The sequence below is a fragment of the Limnobacter sp. genome (assembly GCF_043511195.1).
GTDB lineage: Bacteria > Pseudomonadota > Gammaproteobacteria > Burkholderiales > Burkholderiaceae_B > Limnobacter.
In genome coordinates this window covers 2618616-2635208 of sequence record NZ_CP121330.1, presented here as the reverse complement: position 1 = coordinate 2635208, position 16593 = coordinate 2618616, and the positions used below count along the sequence as shown (strand labels likewise).

General features: G+C 51.7%; 16 protein-coding genes. 15 read left to right on the top strand and 1 reads right to left on the bottom strand.

From position 1 onward, the window contains the following. Positions 1-14: 14 nt before the first annotated feature. The 15 genes from P0D43_RS12570 (at position 15) to P0D43_RS12500 (ending at position 14852) form a co-directional block, all read left to right on the top strand. Positions 15-491: an NADH-quinone oxidoreductase subunit B family protein gene (locus P0D43_RS12570; RefSeq protein WP_008251188.1), complete on the top strand. Its 477-nt coding sequence runs from the start codon at positions 15-17 to the stop codon at positions 489-491. A 12-nt stretch (positions 492-503) separates the two neighbouring features. After that, positions 504-1115 (top strand): NADH-quinone oxidoreductase subunit C, encoded by a 612-nt coding sequence (locus P0D43_RS12565; protein WP_394672563.1) that lies wholly within the window; start codon positions 504-506, stop codon positions 1113-1115. 2 nt (positions 1116-1117) lie between these two features. After that, entirely contained in the window at positions 1118-2371 is a 1254-nt protein-coding gene (locus tag P0D43_RS12560) for an NADH-quinone oxidoreductase subunit D (protein WP_159571162.1), read from the top strand. Positions 2372-2386: 15 nt separating this feature from the next. Next, positions 2387-2866 carry an NADH-quinone oxidoreductase subunit NuoE gene (gene nuoE / locus P0D43_RS12555; RefSeq protein WP_394672562.1) on the top strand — a complete coding sequence of 160 codons (480 nt, stop codon included), beginning with the start codon at positions 2387-2389 and terminating at the stop codon, positions 2864-2866. Continuing rightward, positions 2863-4158: an NADH-quinone oxidoreductase subunit NuoF gene (gene nuoF, locus P0D43_RS12550; RefSeq protein ID WP_159571156.1), complete on the top strand. Its 1296-nt coding sequence runs from the start codon at positions 2863-2865 to the stop codon at positions 4156-4158. Before nuoE ends, nuoF begins: the two co-directional genes overlap by 4 nt. 20 nt (positions 4159-4178) lie before the next feature. Next, entirely contained in the window at positions 4179-6455 is a 2277-nt protein-coding gene (gene nuoG / locus P0D43_RS12545) for an NADH-quinone oxidoreductase subunit NuoG (RefSeq protein ID WP_341236997.1), read from the top strand. A 14-nt stretch (positions 6456-6469) separates the two neighbouring features. After that, positions 6470-7519: an NADH-quinone oxidoreductase subunit NuoH gene (nuoH, locus tag P0D43_RS12540; RefSeq protein ID WP_394673727.1), complete on the top strand. Its 1050-nt coding sequence runs from the start codon at positions 6470-6472 to the stop codon at positions 7517-7519. A 13-nt stretch (positions 7520-7532) separates the two neighbouring features. After that, a complete protein-coding gene (gene nuoI / locus P0D43_RS12535) occupies positions 7533-8024 on the top strand; it encodes an NADH-quinone oxidoreductase subunit NuoI (protein ID WP_159571147.1) in 492 nt (163 codons plus the stop codon). A 30-nt stretch (positions 8025-8054) separates the two neighbouring features. Then, positions 8055-8687 (top strand): NADH-quinone oxidoreductase subunit J, encoded by a 633-nt coding sequence (locus tag P0D43_RS12530; protein ID WP_159571145.1) that lies wholly within the window; start codon positions 8055-8057, stop codon positions 8685-8687. A gap of 16 nt (positions 8688-8703) precedes the next feature. After that, positions 8704-9009: an NADH-quinone oxidoreductase subunit NuoK gene (gene nuoK, locus P0D43_RS12525; protein ID WP_008251215.1), complete on the top strand. Its 306-nt coding sequence runs from the start codon at positions 8704-8706 to the stop codon at positions 9007-9009. A gap of 6 nt (positions 9010-9015) precedes the next feature. Next, the gene (gene nuoL / locus P0D43_RS12520) at positions 9016-10998 is read left to right on the top strand and encodes an NADH-quinone oxidoreductase subunit L (protein WP_394672561.1); all 1983 of its coding nucleotides are present in this window, start codon (positions 9016-9018) and stop codon (positions 10996-10998) included. 39 nt (positions 10999-11037) lie between these two features. After that, the gene (locus tag P0D43_RS12515; RefSeq protein WP_159571122.1) at positions 11038-12519 is read left to right on the top strand and encodes an NADH-quinone oxidoreductase subunit M; all 1482 of its coding nucleotides are present in this window, start codon (positions 11038-11040) and stop codon (positions 12517-12519) included. 22 nt (positions 12520-12541) lie between these two features. Further along, positions 12542-14011: an NADH-quinone oxidoreductase subunit NuoN gene (nuoN, locus tag P0D43_RS12510; protein WP_394672560.1), complete on the top strand. Its 1470-nt coding sequence runs from the start codon at positions 12542-12544 to the stop codon at positions 14009-14011. 32 nt (positions 14012-14043) lie between these two features. Continuing rightward, on the top strand, positions 14044-14346 hold the full coding sequence (locus P0D43_RS12505) for a DUF2818 family protein (protein ID WP_201301484.1): 303 nt from the start codon (positions 14044-14046) through the stop codon (positions 14344-14346). Positions 14347-14426: 80 nt separating this feature from the next. Then, a complete protein-coding gene (locus P0D43_RS12500; RefSeq protein ID WP_394672559.1) occupies positions 14427-14852 on the top strand; it encodes a hypothetical protein in 426 nt (141 codons plus the stop codon). Between the two features lie 39 nt (positions 14853-14891). Here P0D43_RS12500 and P0D43_RS12495 read toward each other — a convergent pair whose 3' ends face one another. Continuing rightward, positions 14892-16544 (bottom strand): electron transfer flavoprotein-ubiquinone oxidoreductase, encoded by a 1653-nt coding sequence (locus tag P0D43_RS12495; protein WP_341236991.1) that lies wholly within the window; start codon positions 16542-16544, stop codon positions 14892-14894. Positions 16545-16593 lie beyond the last annotated feature (49 nt).

Sequence of the window (16593 nt, the reverse complement as noted above, 5' to 3'; positions counted from 1 at the left end):
AAGGTAGTAAGCAAATGGGTATTGACGGTGTTTTAAACGAAGGTTTTATCACCACCACGGCTGATAAATTGATCAACTGGGGCCGTACTGGCTCGCTTTGGCCGATGACCTTTGGCTTGGCTTGTTGTGCGGTGGAAATGATGCATGCGGGTGCCAGTCGCTACGACCTGGATCGTTTTGGCATTATTTTTCGACCGAGTCCACGTCAATCCGACCTCATGATTGTGGCGGGCACGCTGTGTAACAAAATGGCGCCAGCCTTGCGCAAAGTGTACGACCAAATGGCTGAGCCACGTTGGGTGCTGTCCATGGGTTCGTGTGCCAATGGTGGTGGTTATTATCACTACTCTTATTCGGTTGTTCGCGGTTGCGATCGCATCGTGCCAGTTGATGTGTACGTGCCGGGCTGCCCTCCCACAGCGGAAGCGCTCATGTATGGTCTGCTGCAATTGCAGAACAAGATCAAAACCACTTCCACCATTGCGCGATAAGGGGTTCTATTCATGACACAGAACCAGACTTTAAGCCTTGAAAAGTTGAGCGCTGATCTGCTCGCTGCGCTCGGTGATCGCATCGTTGAATGCAAGCTTGCTTTCGGTGAAGTCAATTTGACGGTGAAGGCCGATTCTTATTTCGAGTCTTGCACCATTCTTCGCGATGACGAAACCCTGCAGTTTGAGCAATTAATTGACTTGTGTGGTCTTGATCGCAGTGAATATGGCAATGAATTGAACGAATCCCAGCGTTTCTGGGTGGTGTGTCAGTTGTTGTCTGTATCGAAAAACCTGCGCGTGCGCCTGAAGGTGTGTTGCCCCGATGACGATTTGCCCACCGTGGCCTCTGTGATCGACGTGTGGTCTTCGGCCAATTGGTACGAGCGCGAAGCCTTCGACTTGTATGTCATCGTATTCGAAGGTCACCCCGACTTGCGCCGCATTTTGACTGACTATGGTTTTGTGGGGCATCCGTTCCGCAAAGACTTTCCTTTGTCTGGCCATGTCGAAATGCGCTACGACCCTGAATTAGGTCGTGTGGTGTACCAACCCGTCACCATTGAGCCGCGTGAAATTACACCCCGCATCATTCGCGAACCTCAATACGGTGGAGCGAAATAATCATGGCTGAAATTAAAAATTACACTCTGAACTTTGGTCCTCAGCACCCGGCAGCACACGGTGTGTTGCGCCTGGTGCTCGAGCTGGATGGCGAAGTCGTCCAGCGCGCAGACCCGCACATTGGCCTGTTGCACCGTGGCACTGAAAAGCTGGCAGAGCACAAAACTTTTATTCAATCATTGCCTTACATGGACCGCCTTGATTACGTGTCCATGATGTGCAATGAGCATGCTTACTGCATGGCCATTGAAAAGCTGTTGAACATCGAAGTGCCTGTTCGCGCGCAATACATTCGCGTCATGTTCGATGAAATCACCCGTATCCTGAATCACCTGCTGTGGTTGGGTGCGCACGGCCTTGATGTGGGCGCCATGGCAGTATTTCTGTATGCCTTCCGTGAACGTGAAGACCTGATGGACTGCTACGAAGCGGTTTCCGGGGCACGTTTACACGCAGCCTATTACCGCCCGGGTGGCGTGTATCGCGATTTGCCTGATCGCATGCCCCAGTACAAGCCGTCCAAGGTGCGTTCTGCCAAGAAAGTGGATGAGTTGAACAAGAACCGACAAGGTTCCGTGCTCGATTTTATTGACGATTTCACCCAGCGGTTTCCGAAGTATGTGGACGAATACGAAACCCTGTTGACCGACAACCGCATCTGGAAACAGCGTTTGGTCGGCGTGGGTGTGGTTACGCCTGAACGTGCCTTGTCCATGGGCTTTACCGGCCCCATGCTGCGTGGCTCGGGTATCGCCTGGGACTTGCGCAAAAAGCAACCTTATGAAGTGTACGACCGCATGGATTTTGATATTCCAGTGGGCAAAAACGGCGATTGCTACGACCGTTACCTGGTGCGCGTTGAAGAAATGCGCCAGTCGAACAAAATCATCAAGCAGTGTGTTGCGTGGTTGCGTGCCAACCCTGGCCCAGTCATGAGCGACAACCACAAGGTAACGCCGCCCAAGCGCGTGGACATGAAAACCAATATGGAAGAATTGATCCACCACTTCAAGTTGTTCACAGAAGGCATGCATGTGCCTGAGGGTGAGTCATACGCAGCGGTTGAACATCCGAAGGGTGAGTTTGGTATTTACCTGGTCGCTGACGGTGCAAACAAGCCATATCGCTTGAAGATTCGTGCCCCTGGTTTTGCGCACCTGCAAGGTTTGGACGAAATGTCTCGCGGCCACATGTTGGCCGACGTGGTGACCATTATTGGTACCCAAGACATTGTGTTCGGTGAAATTGATCGCTAAGGATTGAATTGAATCATGAAGTTGAGCGAAAACACCTATCGTTTGATAGACAAAGAACTGACCAAGTATCCTGCTGACCAGAAGATTTCCGCGGTCATGGCGGGCTTGCGTATTGCGCAAGTGGAATTGGGTTGGTTGCCTACCGATGCCATTGAGGCTGTTGCCGAATACCTGGAAATCCAACCGATCGCAGCCTACGAAGTGGCCACGTTCTACAACATGTATGACACCAAGAAAGTTGGTAAGTCGAAAATTGTTGTGTGCACGAACCTTCCCTGTGCATTGTCGGGTAGTACGGATGCAGCTGAGTACTTGAAGAAGAAACTGGGTATTGATTACAACGAAACCACCAAAGACGGCTTGTTCACCCTGAAAGAAGGTGAGTGCATGGGCGCCTGCGGCGATTCCCCAGTCATGTTGGTGAACAACCACCGCATGTGCAGTTTCATGAGCACCGAGAAAATCGATGCGTTGGTAGAGGAGTTGAAGTCATGACTTGTTTGCACGGACGACACATTAACCCGGTAATTCTGGCTGGTCTTGATGGCAGTAACTGGGATCTGAAAGGTTACGAGGCGCGTGGCGGGTACAAGGCCCTGCGCAAAATTCTGACTGAAGGCATTTCTCAGGAAGACGTCATTGCTGAGGTCAAAAAATCGGCCTTGCGTGGTCGCGGAGGCGCAGGCTTCCCCACGGGTTTGAAGTGGAGCTTCATGCCTCGCCAGTTTCCGGGCCAAAAGTATTTGGCATGTAATTCGGATGAAGGCGAACCCGGTACATTCAAAGACCGCGACATTTTGCGCTACAACCCGCATTCCGTGATTGAAGGCATGGCCATTGCCGCCTACGCCATGGGCATTACCGTGGGTTACAACTACATCCATGGCGAGATCTGGGAAACATACGAACGCTTTGAAGAGGCGCTGGAGCAGGCTCGTGCGGCTGGTTACCTTGGTGACAACATCATGGGGTCAACCTTCAGCTTCCAACTGCATGCGCACCAGGGTTATGGCGCGTACATTTGCGGTGAAGAAACCGCATTGATCGAATCGATTGAAGGCAAGAAAGGCCAGCCCCGCTTCAAGCCGCCATTCCCGGCGTCTTATGGCATTTATGGCAAGCCCACCACGATCAATAACACTGAAACATTTGCGGCCGTGCCGTTCATTATTCAAAACGGTGGTGACTGGTTCCTGGAACTGGGCAAGCCCAACAACGGTGGTACGAAAATTTTCTCGATTTCCGGCGACGTTGAAAAACCCGGCAACTACGAGATTCCCTTGGGTACTCCATTTGCAACCCTGCTTGAAATGGCGGGTGGCATGAAGGGTGGCCGTAAAATCAAGGCCGTGATCCCCGGTGGTTCTTCCATGCCCGTACTGCCAGGCGATGTGATGATGGCCACCGACATGGATTACGACTCCATTGCAAAAGCTGGCTCTATGTTGGGTTCTGGCGCGGTAATCGTCATGGACGAAACACGCTGCATGGTGAAAAGCCTGTTGCGTTTGTCTTATTTTTATTACGAAGAAAGCTGTGGTCAATGCACACCGTGTCGTGAAGGCACTGGCTGGTTGTATCGAATCATCAACCGCATCGAACACGGAGAAGGTCGTCCCGAGGATCTGGACATGCTGAACTCAATTGCCGACAACATTCAGGGCCGCACCATTTGCGCGCTGGGTGATGCTGCAGCCATGCCGGTTCGCGCTTTCCTGAAACATTTCCATGAAGAATTTGAGCATCACATCACACACAAGTCGTGCATTGTGCCGGCTTACGTTTGATTCCCTGCGGGTAGATACAAATGGTTGAACTAGAGATTGATGGTGTAAAAGTTGAGGTGTCCGAGGGCAGCATGCTCATGGACGCCGCTGAGAAAGCAGGCAGCTATGTGCCTCACTTTTGCTATCACAAAAAATTGTCGATTGCGGCAAACTGCCGCATGTGCCTGGTCGATGTAGAAAAAGCGCCCAAGCCCTTGCCCGCGTGCGCCACGCCTGTGTCGCCCGGCATGATCGTTCGCACCAAGAGCGAAAAAGCCGTGAACGCACAGAAAAGCGTGATGGAGTTTTTGCTGATCAACCACCCACTGGATTGCCCAATTTGTGACCAGGGCGGTGAGTGCCAGCTGCAAGACATCGCGGTGGGCTATGGTGGTGTCTCATCCCGCTATCAGGAAGAAAAGCGTGTGGTGTTTTTCAAAGACATCGGCCCGCTGGTTTCCGCACAGGAAATGAGCCGCTGTATTCACTGTACGCGTTGCGTGCGCTTTGGCCAGGAAGTGGCCGGCGTCATGGAACTGGGCATGGCCAATCGCGGTGAACACTCAGAGATTCTGAGTTTCGTGGGTAACTCGGTCGATTCCGAATTGTCGGGCAACATGATTGATCTGTGCCCTGTGGGCGCGCTCACATCGAAGCCTTTCCGCTACAACGCCCGCACATGGGAAATGGCACGACGCAAGTCGATTTCCGCGCACGACAGCCTGGGCTCGAACGTGGTGGTACAGGTGAAGGCCGACAAAGTCATGCGCATTGTTCCTCAAGAAAACGACAATGTGAACGAGTGCTGGATTTCAGATCGGGACCGCTTTAGCTACGAAGGTTTGCAGGCAGCCGATCGCTTGAAAGAACCCATGATCAAGAAAAATGGTCAATGGGTGACAACCGATTGGCAAACCGCCTTGAACGTGGCGTTTGAAGGTTTGAAGAAAGCCCGTCGCGAGTCGACTGACCTGAACAACATTGCCATGCTGGTATCCCCGAACAGCACATTTGAGGAAATGGCTTTGGCCAAGGCCTTGATGAGCGGCATCGGTTCATCCAGCGTTGACGCAGGCCTGCGTCACAGTGCCAACTTGAATTTGTCCGGCGCCACACCTTGGTTGGGTGGCTCCATTCAACAATTGGCCGACGCGGAGTCCATCGTGATCGTGGGTACTGATCCGCGAAACGATCAACCCTTGTTGACTCAGCGTGTTCGACAGGCTGCAAAGCAGGGCGCCCGTGTGGTGCTCGTGAATGCGGGTGGATTGGACCCGTTGATGCCCAAAGCCGTGTGGCTGAAAACTGCTCCTTCCAAATGGGCTGAAACATTGAGCCACGATGCTGTGGCCAACGCACTGAGTGCGCCCGAAGGTGCCAAGTTTGTATTGATTGGCCAGCAGGTGTTGATGAGCCCGTTTGCCGGTCAGGTGTTGGCCAAAGCGGCCGAATTGGCGAAGTCCACTGGTTCGACATTGGGCTTCCTGGGCGATGGTGCCAACTGGGTTGGATCATTTGTGGCTGGTGTTCAGGCCAGCGCCAATGGTGGCAAAAACGCGCAAGCCATGTTGGAAGGCAAGGCCAAGGCAGCGATCGTTTTTGGCGCAGAGCCAGACCTGGACAGCGTCGAGGGCCAGAAAATTATGCGCGGCCTGATTGACGCCGAATTTGTCGTACAAGCCTGTGCGTTCGTGGGCAATGCAAAGCAGTACGCTGATGTGTTGTTGCCGATCGCGCCAAGCACCGAAACTTCCGGTACTTACATCAATATTGCAGGCACTGCACAAACCTTCAAGGCTGCGGTTCGTCCTTTGGGTGAAACACGCCCGGGCTGGAAAGTGTTGCGTGTATTGGGCAATTTGTTGGGTCTCGATGGTTTTGAGTTCAATAGCTCTGAAGAGGTATTGAAAGCATACTTGCCTGCTGATCTTTCCGCCGTGTTGAGCAATGCGATTCCGGAGCAAGCAGTGGCTGGTGTCGCACTGAACGGTAAACTTGAGTTGGCGGCATTTGCGCCAATTTATGACACCGACGCACTTGTTCGTCGCGCCGAATCACTGCGTGAGACAAAAGCAGCCAAACCTGCTCTTGCGCAAATCAGTGTGCAAACTGCAGAGACTCTAGGCGTTAAAAGCGGGGACAAAATCCAATTGACTGACTCCGAGGGCGGCACCTTGTGTGCAGCAGTTCTAGTGAATAAAACCATTGCTGAAAATACGGTGCTGGTGCCTGTGGGTCGAGCTGACACGCAAAGCCTGCGCAATGTGTTTGGTGGCGTTGCTGTTGAAGCAGTGGTGGCCAGCGAGGTGCAGGCATGAGCTCACCGGTTGAAATGATCACCACTTTCGGTTCGGGTTTGCTCGGTTCGGCTTGGGTACCTGTCTGGACATTGATCAAGATCTTGTGCATCACCTTGCCTTTGCTTGGCTTGGTTGCGTACCTGACTTACTGGGAACGCAAGATGATTGGTCGCATGCACATTCGCATGGGCCCAAGTTATGTGGGGCCCATGGGTTTGCTTCAGCCAATCGCTGACGCGGTCAAGATGATGTTCAAGGAAATCATCGTGCCAATGAACGCCAACAAAGGCCTGTTCATTATTGCGCCGATCATGACCATCATGCCTGCTCTGGCGGCATGGGCCGTAATTCCATTCGGCCCTGAAACTGTGTTGGCCAACGTAAATGCTGGCTTGTTGTACCTCATGGCGATTACTTCGCTTGAAGTGTATGGCGTGATCATTGCGGGCTGGGCATCGAACTCCAAGTACGCCTTCCTGGCTGCCATGCGTGCTTCTGCGCAAATGGTGTCTTATGAATTGGCGATTGGTTTCGTATTGGTTACCGTGTTGTTGGTGGCTGGTAGCTTGAATATGACCGACATCGTGATGACACAAACCACGGGTCAATTTGCCGATATGGGCCTGAATTTCCTGTCCTGGAATTGGTTGCCTTTGCTGCCCTTGCTGGTGATTTACATGATCTCAGCAGTTGCAGAGACCAACCGACACCCCTTTGACGTGGTGGAAGGCGAGTCAGAAATCGTGGCTGGCCACATGGTTGAATACTCTGGCATGACCTTTGCGGTATTTTTCCTGGCCGAGTACGCCAACATGATTTTGTTGTCTTGCCTGGCTGCAATCATGTTCTTCGGTGGTTGGGACGCGCCGGTTGCATTCCTTGAATTCATACCGGGCTGGATCTGGCTGGGCCTTAAAACCTTCCTGCTGGTTTCCATGTTTATCTGGTTCCGCGCATCGTTCCCGCGTTATCGCTATGACCAAATCATGCGTTTGGGCTGGAAAGTGTTTATTCCGCTGACCTTGGTGTGGTTGGTAGTGGTTGCTGCCTGGATGCAGACCCCCTGGAACATCTGGAATTAATTGAGAGCGAACCATGTTTCAAGTTGTTAAAGAGTTTTTGAACAGTTTGTTGTTGCGCGAAATGCTCAAGGGCATGGCGCTCACAATGAGCTACATGTTCACCCAACCAATTACTGTGTTGTACCCCATGGAGAAAACGCCGATGTCGCCGCGTTTTCGTGGTTTGCATGCGCTGCGCCGCTATGAAAATGGCGAAGAGCGTTGCATTGCCTGCAAGCTGTGTGAAGCAGTGTGCCCAGCCTTGGCAATTACAATTGAATCGGAACAGCGCGAAGACGGCACACGTCGGACGAGCCGTTACGACATTGATTTGACCAAGTGTATTTTCTGCGGTTTCTGTGAAGAATCGTGCCCAGTGGACTCAATCGTTGAGACCCACATTCACGAATATCACGGTGAGAAGCGCGGCGATCTGTATTTCACCAAGGAAATGCTGCTGGCTGTGGGCGACCGCTACGAGGCTGAAATTGCAGCAAACCGTGAAGCCGATGCGGCCTACCGTTAACTTGATACAAAACTTAGAAGACTAAATGCAATGGATGCAATAACCGGTTTCTTTTATGTGTTCGCCGCCATTCTGGTGTTTGCCGCGGTGCGCGTGATAACCGCCAGCAATGCTGTACATGCGGCTTTGTACCTGGTGCTCTCGTTTTTTTCGGCCTCTGCCTTGTGGATGCTGTTGGAAGCAGAGTTCCTGGCCATTTCACTGGTGCTTGTGTATGTGGGTGCAGTGATGGTGTTGTTCCTCTTCGTCGTCATGATGGTGGATGTGAACATGGACAAGGTACGCGCCGGTTTTTGGAAAAACTTGCCAGTGGCAGCAATCGTCGGTTCGCTGATTGCTTTCCAAATGTCGGTGGTGTTGTTGCGTGGCTTTTGGGACCCCAATCTTGAAACGCCAGAGCAGGCGGCCAACAATACGCAGGCACTGGGTAAATTGCTGTACACCGAGTATTTGTATCCGTTTGAAGTGGCTGCCTTGATTTTGCTTGTGGCGATGGTTGCGGCGATTGCCCTGACTTTGCGCAAGCGCAAGGACACGAAAGGCCAGGTGCCTTCAGACCAGGTTCGCGTGAAGTCCACAGACCGCGTCAAACTGGTGAGCATGCCTGCCGATCTGGACCGCAAACAAACCAAAAGCGACACCAACAGCGGTCGCCAAGCCTAACCGGGAATAGACAACAATGATTTCACTATCTCATTACCTCGTGCTGGGCGCGATTTTGTTCTCGATCAGCGTGATAGGTATTTTCTTGAACCGCAAGAACCTGATCGTGATTCTGATGGCCATTGAACTGATGCTTCTGGCTGTGAACATGAATTTCGTCGCGTTTTCTCACTTCTTGGGCGATTTGTCCGGGCAGTTGTTCGTTTTCTTCATTCTCACAGTGGCCGCTGCCGAGTCTGCAATTGGTTTGGCAATTCTGGTGGTCCTTTTCCGTAACATGAATTCAATCAACGTCGAAGACCTCGACCAGCTGAAGGGGTAAGCGCGAATGAATCCCTTGTATTTGATCGTTCCGTTCGCACCGCTGGTCGGTTCCATACTTGCCGGCTTCTTCGGCAAGCAAATCGGCCGCACAGGCGCACACACAGTCACCATCGCTGGCGTTGCCATTTCCCTGATCGCATCTATCCTGGTGTTTATGGATGTAATGGAAGGCAACACTTTCAACGGCACGCTCTATGAATGGGCTGTTGTGGGTACTTTGGTGTTTGAAGTTGGCTTTCTGATTGACACCTTGACCGCCACCATGATGTTGGTGGTGACCAGCGTTTCATTGATGGTGCACATTTACACCATTGGTTACATGGAAGAGGATGACGGCTATCAGCGATTCTTCTCTTACATTTCGCTGTTTACTTTCTCAATGTTGATGCTCGTGATGAGCAACAACTTCCTGCAACTGTTCTTCGGTTGGGAAGCGGTTGGCTTGGTCTCTTATCTGTTGATTGGTTTTTGGTACACCAAACCGACTGCCATTTACGCAAACCTGAAAGCATTTCTTGTAAACCGCGTGGGTGACTTTGGCTTTATTCTTGGCATCGGCCTGATCATGGCCTCGGCTGGTTCCATGAATTACGCGGAGGTGTTTGCGCAGGCTGACGGCCTGGCAGCCCAAACCATGCCTGGTACCGATTGGCCTTTGTTGGCAGTTGCCTGTATTTGTTTGTTCATTGGTGCGATGGGCAAATCAGCCCAGTTCCCGCTGCATGACTGGCTGCCCGATTCCATGGAAGGCCCAACACCGATCTCTGCCTTGATTCACGCGGCCACCATGGTGACCGCCGGTATTTTCATGGTTAGTCGCATGTCGCCGCTGTTTGAACTCAGTGACATCGCCCTGAACTTCGTCTTGGTGATTGGATCAATCACTGCGCTGTTCATGGGTTTTCTGGGCATTATTCAAAACGATATCAAACGGGTGGTGGCCTATTCAACGCTGTCGCAGTTGGGTTACATGACGGTGGCTTTGGGTGTATCGGCTTACCCGGTTGCTATTTTCCACCTGATGACTCACGCTTTCTTCAAAGCCTTGTTGTTCCTTGGGGCAGGTTCTGTGATCATCGGCATGCACCATAACCAAGACATTCGCCACATGGGCGGTCTGTGGAAGTACATGCCCATTACCTGGCTAACTTCCTTGCTAGGCTCGCTGGCCTTGATTGGGACACCTTTCTTCTCAGGTTTCTACTCCAAAGACAGTATTATTGAAGCCGTGCACTTCAGTAATTTGCCAGCAGCAGGGTTTGCGTACTTTGCCGTGGTTGCCGGTGTGTTCATCACTGCGTTTTACAGTTTCCGCATGTATTTCCTGGTGTTCCATGGCAAAGAGCGTTTCCATGATGTTCAGCATCATGATGATCATGGCCATGATGACCACGCGCATCACGGACCCGTTCAACCGCACGAGTCACGCTGGGTAGTTACCTTGCCGTTGATTTTGCTGGCAATTCCATCAGTCATCATTGGTTACATTGCTGTTGAGCCCATGCTGCACGGTACATTCTTCGACGGCGTGCTCACCATTAATCCCGAACATGGCGCAATGGCTGGCTTGAGCAGTATTTTCCATGGCGCAGCTGCCATGGGTGTGCATTCCCTGCAAACAGCGCCATTCTGGTTGGCATTGGCGGGTGTGGTTTCCGCTGCGGTTTGTTGCCTGTGGGTGCCTGCCATTCCGGCAGCGTTCATGAGGGTCTTGAAGCCCGTGCACACCTTGCTCGACAACAAGTACTACATGGACAAATTCAATGAGGTAGTGTTTGCCGGCGGCGCCCGTGGTTTGGGCGAGGCATTGTGGAAGTTTGGTGATCGCATGCTGATCGACGGTTTGTTGGTCAATGGCAGCGCCAAACTGGTGGGTTTGATCTCGGGTGTGGTTCGATTCGCGCAAAGTGGTTTCATTTATCACTATGCGTTCGCGATGATTCTTGGCGTATTGGCCATGATCATCACTTTCATCACACTCAAATAACAAAGGCGGAACTTCGGTTCTTACGATTGGAAAATATCAATGTCTAACAATATTCCTTATCTGAGTTTGGCGATCTGGCTGCCAATCGCCTTTGGTGTTTTGATCATGGCTCTGGGTAATGACAAAAACGCAGGTGCAGTCCGGGGAGCGTCCCTGATTGCTGCGCTGATCAGCTTTGTCGTTACTTTGCCTTTGTACTTTGGTTTTGACACCAGCACAGCCCAATTGCAGTTTGTTGAAAATCTGCCCTGGATTGAGGCCTTTGGTGCCTCCTATGGTTTGGGTGTGGATGGCCTGTCAGTCTGGTTTGTTATCTTGACCGCCTTGATCACCATTTTTGTGGTGGTTGCTGCCTGGGAAGTGATTACCGAAAAAGTGGCACAGTACATGGCCGCATTCCTGATCCTCTCGGGGTTGATGGTGGGTGTGTTCTCGGCCACCGACGGCTTGCTGTTCTATGTTTTCTTTGAGGCGACCTTGATCCCGATGTACATCATCGTGGGTGTGTGGGGTGGTCCCAACCGCATCTACGCTGCGTTCAAGTTTTTCCTGTATACGCTGTTGGGTTCTTTGCTTACGCTGGTCGCACTCATTTACCTGCAGTTTCAGTCGGGCACTTTTGAAATTGCAGCGTGGCACAAACTGCCGCTGGGCATGACTGAGCAAATATTGATTTTCCTGGCTTTCCTCATGGCGTTTGCTGTGAAGGTACCCATGTGGCCAGTTCACACCTGGTTGCCCGACGCGCACGTGGAAGCACCCACGGGTGGCTCGGTGGTTCTGGCTGCAATTATGTTGAAACTGGGCGCGTATGGCTTCTTGCGTTTCAGCATGCCGATTGCGCCTGATGCAAGCCATGAGTTGGCTGGTTTCATGATTACCTTGTCGCTGATTGCGGTGGTGTATATCGGTGTGGTGGCACTGGTTCAGAAGGACATGAAAAAGCTGGTGGCGTATTCATCGATTGCCCACATGGGTTTCGTCACTTTGGGCTTCTTCATGTTCCAGGATTTGGCGGTGCAGGGTGCGATCATTCAAATGATCTCCCACGGCTTTGTGTCGGGCGCCATGTTCCTGTGTATCGGCGTGCTTTATGATCGCGTGCACAGTCGCGAGATTTCCGCCTATGGCGGTGTGGTCAATACCATGCCGAAGTTTGCCGCCTTCTTCCTCTTGTTCGCCATGGCCAACGCGGGTCTGCCTGCAACCAGTGGTTTTGTGGGGGAATTCATGGTGATCCTGGGCGCAGTGAAGTACAACTTCTGGATCGGTTTGCTGGCTGCAACTACCCTGATTTTCGGTGCTGCTTATTCGCTGTGGATGTACAAGCGCGTGGTGTTTGGTGAAGTGGCCAATGACGACGTGAAAAAATTGACCGATGTGAACACCCGTGAATTCCTGATGCTGGGTGCACTGGCAATTTTGGTGATGGCCATGGGCCTGTACCCCAAACCCTTTACTGATGTGTTGCAGGTGTCTGTCGATGCCTTGTTGCAACATGTGGCTCAGTCCAAGCTTTAATTGAGGAATGTTCGTGGATCAGATGAATCTCTCACTCGCTATTCCTGAAATTGCTCTGGCGCTTTTCGCCTGTGCGTTTCTGATTGCTGACAGCGTGACCAAAGGCCGTATTTTGCCAATGCTGCATAACATTGTGGTGTTGTTCTGTATCGGCCTTGGCGTGTATTGCCTGGCGCAAGTACCCACCGCGGGCACCGAGCTGGCTTTCTCCAATATGTACATTGCCGACAGCATGGCCCTGATCTTAAAAGGCTTTTCTGCCTTGGCAATCGCATTTACCTTAATTGTGGGTGCGAACTATGCCAAAGACCGCGATATGTTTAAAGGTGAGTTGCACGCATTGGTGCTGTTTGCTCTGCTTGGCCAGATGATCATGATTTCTGCCAACAACCTGTTGTTGGTGTACTTGGGTGTCGAGTTGCTGTCTCTCAGCCTGTATGCTGCTGTGGCCATGCAACGTGACAATGTGCGCGCAACCGAAGCATCGATGAAGTATTTCGTTCTTGGTGCGTTGGCTTCAGGTTTCCTGTTGTATGGCATGTCGATGATTTACGGTGCAACAGGTTCGCTGAATCACGCTGACATTGCATTTGCTGCGACCGCGGCGGTGTCGGGTCAAAAATCAATTATTTTCGTATTCGGTATTGTGTTCCTGGTGGCTGGCCTTGCCTTCAAGTTGGGCGTGGTGCCGTTCCACATGTGGGTTCCCGACGTGTATCAGGGTTCGCCTTCAATTTCCACCTTGCTGATTAGCGGTGCACCCAAACTGGCTGCATTTGCCATGTTGATGCGCTTGCTCGTTGATGGTTTGTTTGTGATGGCTTTTGATTGGCAAAACATGCTGATGGTGTTGGCGATTGCTTCGCTGGCCATTGGTAACCTGACCGCCATTGCCCAAACCAGCCTGAAGCGCATGCTGGCTTATTCAACGATTGCACAAATGGGTTTCATGCTGTTGGGTTTCTTGTCGGGCGTAACAGGGCAAGATACCGGTAACGCGGCACAGGCTTATTCTTCGGCCATGTTCTACAGCATTACTTATGTGTTGACCACTCTGGGTACCTTCGGTGTGATCATGGTGATGTCACGAAAAGGCTTTGAAGTGGAACACATCAGCGACTTGAAGGGCTTGAACAAACGCGCACCTTGGTTGGCTTTGATCATGCTGTTGTTGATGTTCTCCTTGGCTGGTATTCCACCCATGGTGGGCTTTGCTGCCAAATTGTTGGTTCTGAAAGCCTTGTTGGCCACCGGCCAGGTGTGGTTGGCGGTTTATGCCGTCATGTTCAGTTTGGTGGGTGCTTTCTATTACATTCGCATTGTGAAAACCATGTATTTCGAAGCGCCTGCGGATGAAACTGAAATCGTGATGGGCAACGATGCACGCGCAGTATTGGGCCTGAACGGTTTGGCTGTGATCGCGCTGGGTTTGTTGCCCGCGCCGTTGATGGCATATTGCATGACAGCCATTCAGCAAACGCTGGCTGGTTAACTGAATATTTTAGAACTTTCAAGGGGTAGGTTTTGACGCAGACGATTGGGCATTGGTTGTTGTTTGGCTTGGCCTTGCTGTTTGCGAACCTGCCTTTTGTGAGCAACCGCATCATGGGCGTTTTGCCTGTGACTAAAAAAGGCGGTTGGACCCGTGTACTCGAAGTAATCGCCGGTTACTTTATCGTGGGTCTGATCGGCTTTGCCATTGAAGCAAGCCTGAGTCAGGTTACTCCTCAACGCTGGGAATTTTATGCGTTAACAGCATGTCTCTTTCTGGTGTTCGCTTTTCCAGGTTTCGTTTACCGCTTTTTGTGGCGTGCGCCCAAAGGCTGATCTTTGCTGCGGCACGTTCTGTGTACTCCATCAACGGCATTCTTGCGTTCAAAGTAAATGTCCTTTCAGGAATCTATGCCATGAAACGCTTGCTGCTTGTTCTCGCCGCTTCCTGTGCGGTTCTGCTGGTTGCTTGTACCAATTCACCGGAAACAACTCGCAAACTGCAATTTCTCGCCAAAACCGATTGTGAACTGGTTTACAAGTCTGCCGGCGCCCAGGTGATCGAGAATTTCTGTGAAACAGAGTGGAAACCGGTCACGGTGTATATTGCCGATCAAAAATATTCAGTGGACTGGATTGACGAAAAAACCAGTCGAGCCCTGTTTGAAAAAGGGTGCGGCAAGGTTGCGGGGTGCTATTACGAATTGACGCTCGACGGGGTGACCGTAAATGGTCGATTCGCCTATGTAACTCATCTGCTTGAAGGCGAATACACCTTTGAGATCGATGCAAATGAAAACTCAAAGCGATTAGACGAAATCTCAAGCGATCTGAAAACCTGAAAAAAAACGCCGACTGAAAAGTCGGCGTTTTGAACTTGCTTACATGTTCGGGTAATTGGGTCCACCACCACCTTCCGGTGTCACCCACACAATATTTTGTGTGGGGTCTTTGATGTCACAGGTTTTGCAGTGTACGCAGTTTTGTGCGTTGATCTGCAACTGGTCTTTGCCATCTTCCTTTTTCACATATTCATACACACCTGCCGGGCAGTAGCGCTGCTCGGGGCCTGCGTAGGTGGTCAAGTTGGTTGCAACCGGTACCTCTGCATTTCTCAATGTCAGGTGTGCAGGCTGGTTCTCTTCGTGGTTGGTGTTGGAGATGAACACCGAACTCAAGCGATCAAACGTAATCTTCCCATCGGGTTTTGGATAGTTGATCGGCTGAAATTCAGAAGCAGGGCGCAGGCATTCATGGTCTGCGTGCTTGTGGTGCAAAGTCCAGGGCACCTTGCCATTGAACAGTTTTTGTTCAATACCCACCATCATGGTGCCGGTGTACAAACCTTTGCTCATCCATTGTTTAAAGTTGCGAGCGCGGTACAGTTCGTCGAACAGCCAGGAGTCGTGGAAAGCTTTTGGATAGGCTTCGAGCTCGTCGCCAGCACGATCTTGAGCCAAGGCATCAGCAATCGCTTCGGCACACAGCATGCCGCTCTTGATGGCCGCATGTGATCCCTTGATTCGGGACGCATTCAGAAAGCCTGCATCGCAACCCACCAAGGCACCACCCGGGAATACCAGTTTCGGCAGGCTCATCAGGCCGCCTGCAGCAATTGCGCGAGCGCCGTAGGAAAGGCGTTTGCCACCTTCAAAATACTTGCGAATTTCGGGGTGGGTTTTGTAGCGCTGGAATTCTTCAAAAGGCGACAAGTAGGGGTTTTCGTAGGCCAAGCCCACCACAAAGCCCACTGCAACCTGGTTGTTTTCCAGGTGATACAGGAATGAGCCGCCATAGGTGCTTGAATCGAGCGGCCAGCCACCAGAGTGAATGACCAAGCCTGGCTTGTGTTTGGCTGGATCAATTTCCCACAGTTCTTTTAGCCCGATGCCGTATACCTGTGGGTCGCGACCTTCGTTCAGGTTGAATTTTTCGATGACGCGTTTGCCCAAGTGGCCGCGTACGCCTTCGGCGAACACGGTGTACTTGGCATGCAGTTCCATGCCTGGCTGGTAAGCGTGGGTATGCTCACCATCCTTACCAATGCCCATGTCGCCGGTTTGTACGCCTTTCACGGCACCTTTTTCGTCGTACAGAATTTCTGCACCTGCAAAGCCCGGAAATACTTCAACACCCAAAGCTTCGGCTTGCTCACCCAGCCAGCGGACCACGTTGGCCAAGCTGATGACATAGTTGCCATGGTTCTGGAAACATTCGGGCAAAAGCGCATTGGGTACTTTTTTTGCGGACGTTTCAGTTAAAAACAAAAACTGGTCTTCAGTGACTTCTGTGTTCAGTGGCGCGCCGCGTTCTTTCCAGTCAGGGAAAAGTTCAGTGATTGCGCGGGGGTCCATCACGGCGCCTGACAAAATATGGGCGCCAACCTCAGAGCCTTTCTCCAGTACGCACACATTGATTTCCTGGCCTTTTTCTGCGGCCACTTGTTTCAGGCGAATGGCAGTTGAAAGGCCGGCAGGGCCTCCACCAACTACCAATACATCGTATTCCATCATGTCTCTTTCGACAGCCGACATTGGGTGCGTCTCCTTAAAATTTGTCGCGATTGCTACAGCGAGGTGCAGC

Bases quoted from the DNA above. Each gene is read 5' to 3' on its own strand.
- P0D43_RS12570 (WP_008251188.1), top strand. From the start codon at position 15: ATGGGTATTGACGGTGTTTTAAACGAAGGTTTTATCACCACCACGGCT.
- P0D43_RS12565 (WP_394672563.1), top strand. From the start codon at position 504: ATGACACAGAACCAGACTTTAAGCCTTGAAAAGTTGAGCGCTGATCTG.
- P0D43_RS12560 (WP_159571162.1), top strand. From the start codon at position 1,118: ATGGCTGAAATTAAAAATTACACTCTGAACTTTGGTCCTCAGCACCCG.
- nuoE (WP_394672562.1), top strand. From the start codon at position 2,387: ATGAAGTTGAGCGAAAACACCTATCGTTTGATAGACAAAGAACTGACC.
- nuoF (WP_159571156.1), top strand. From the start codon at position 2,863: ATGACTTGTTTGCACGGACGACACATTAACCCGGTAATTCTGGCTGGT.
- nuoG (WP_341236997.1), top strand. From the start codon at position 4,179: ATGGTTGAACTAGAGATTGATGGTGTAAAAGTTGAGGTGTCCGAGGGC.
- nuoH (WP_394673727.1), top strand. From the start codon at position 6,470: ATGATCACCACTTTCGGTTCGGGTTTGCTCGGTTCGGCTTGGGTACCT.
- nuoI (WP_159571147.1), top strand. From the start codon at position 7,533: ATGTTTCAAGTTGTTAAAGAGTTTTTGAACAGTTTGTTGTTGCGCGAA.
- P0D43_RS12530 (WP_159571145.1), top strand. From the start codon at position 8,055: ATGGATGCAATAACCGGTTTCTTTTATGTGTTCGCCGCCATTCTGGTG.
- nuoK (WP_008251215.1), top strand. From the start codon at position 8,704: ATGATTTCACTATCTCATTACCTCGTGCTGGGCGCGATTTTGTTCTCG.
- nuoL (WP_394672561.1), top strand. From the start codon at position 9,016: ATGAATCCCTTGTATTTGATCGTTCCGTTCGCACCGCTGGTCGGTTCC.
- P0D43_RS12515 (WP_159571122.1), top strand. From the start codon at position 11,038: ATGTCTAACAATATTCCTTATCTGAGTTTGGCGATCTGGCTGCCAATC.
- nuoN (WP_394672560.1), top strand. From the start codon at position 12,542: ATGAATCTCTCACTCGCTATTCCTGAAATTGCTCTGGCGCTTTTCGCC.
- P0D43_RS12500 (WP_394672559.1), top strand. From the start codon at position 14,427: ATGAAACGCTTGCTGCTTGTTCTCGCCGCTTCCTGTGCGGTTCTGCTG.
- P0D43_RS12495 (WP_341236991.1), bottom strand. From the start codon at position 16,544: ATGTCGGCTGTCGAAAGAGACATGATGGAATACGATGTATTGGTAGTT.